Source organism: Teichococcus deserti, assembly GCF_001982615.1.
Taxonomy (GTDB): domain Bacteria; phylum Pseudomonadota; class Alphaproteobacteria; order Acetobacterales; family Acetobacteraceae; genus Pseudoroseomonas; species Pseudoroseomonas deserti.
Map to the genome: position 1 here is coordinate 1 of NZ_MLCO01000471.1, position 783 is coordinate 783.

Sequence of the window (783 nt, forward strand, 5' to 3'; positions counted from 1 at the left end):
CCGAAGGCAAAGGTCGTACGTTCGAATCGTATCGGGTCCGCCAACCTTATCAGTGACTTACAGCCGCTTAGGCAGGTCACAAAAATCCCCGGGGTAACACCGGGGTAACAGGCGCGGATCTAGCGCGCTCCCCCATTAAGCAGCCAGCGCATCCCAGTCGACCGGCTTGAGGTCCAGCACTTCGCCGGGCTCAGGGCCGTCAGGGTCTTGCTCAATGGTGCACATTCCCTTGGCCGCTTCCCGCGCCTTAGCCGCTTCCACCAGCATTACGGCATGCAGCGCCTTGGCCTGCTCGACCGAAACACCGACCGACAGCGCGGCCTGAACGGCTGCGGCAGGCATCAGGCCGGCCAGCACGTTGGCGACGATTCGGGCAATGGCATCGATTGGGTGAAGCTCGTCCCAGCTTTTGCCCTTCGCCAGGACGCTGGCCATGTGGGGCTGCTGCCTGACCCGGGCCAACTCGGCGTGCTGCCGGTACAGCAGATCGTGCAGCAGGATCTTCCCGTTGCCCGCGGTCGGGATGCGCCCCTCAGCCTTCAGGGCGGCGATGCGGCGCTCGGAGACGCCTAGGATGCCGGCCAGCTCGCCGGCGGTGATCTCGGTCGGGACCATGGTGATGATGAACCCCCTAGGGATGCTTGTGGGTAGCCAGGTGACGAGGTTCGAACCCCTGCGATGCGATTTTGCTCCGGAAGGACCCAACGGGGTGGGGGGTCGCCCCCCCCCGCCGGGGCCCTGGGGTCACCTGCCGAGGTGCGCCCCGATAGCCGCCTCCAGGGC

1 protein-coding gene is annotated in these 783 nt (G+C 66.2%); it reads right to left on the reverse strand.

What is annotated here, in order from left to right; translation table 11 throughout:
• Nucleotides 1-135: 135 nt before the first annotated feature.
• The gene (locus BKE38_RS29150; protein WP_076960605.1) at nt 136-615 is read right to left on the reverse strand and encodes a hypothetical protein; all 480 of its coding nucleotides are present in this window, start codon (nt 613-615) and stop codon (nt 136-138) included.
• Nucleotides 616-783: the final 168 nt, after the last annotated feature.

Excerpts from the sequence above, each read along its gene's own strand:
- BKE38_RS29150 (WP_076960605.1), bottom strand. The coding sequence starts at position 615 with ATGGTCCCGACCGAGATCACCGCCGGCGAGCTGGCCGGCATCCTAGGC.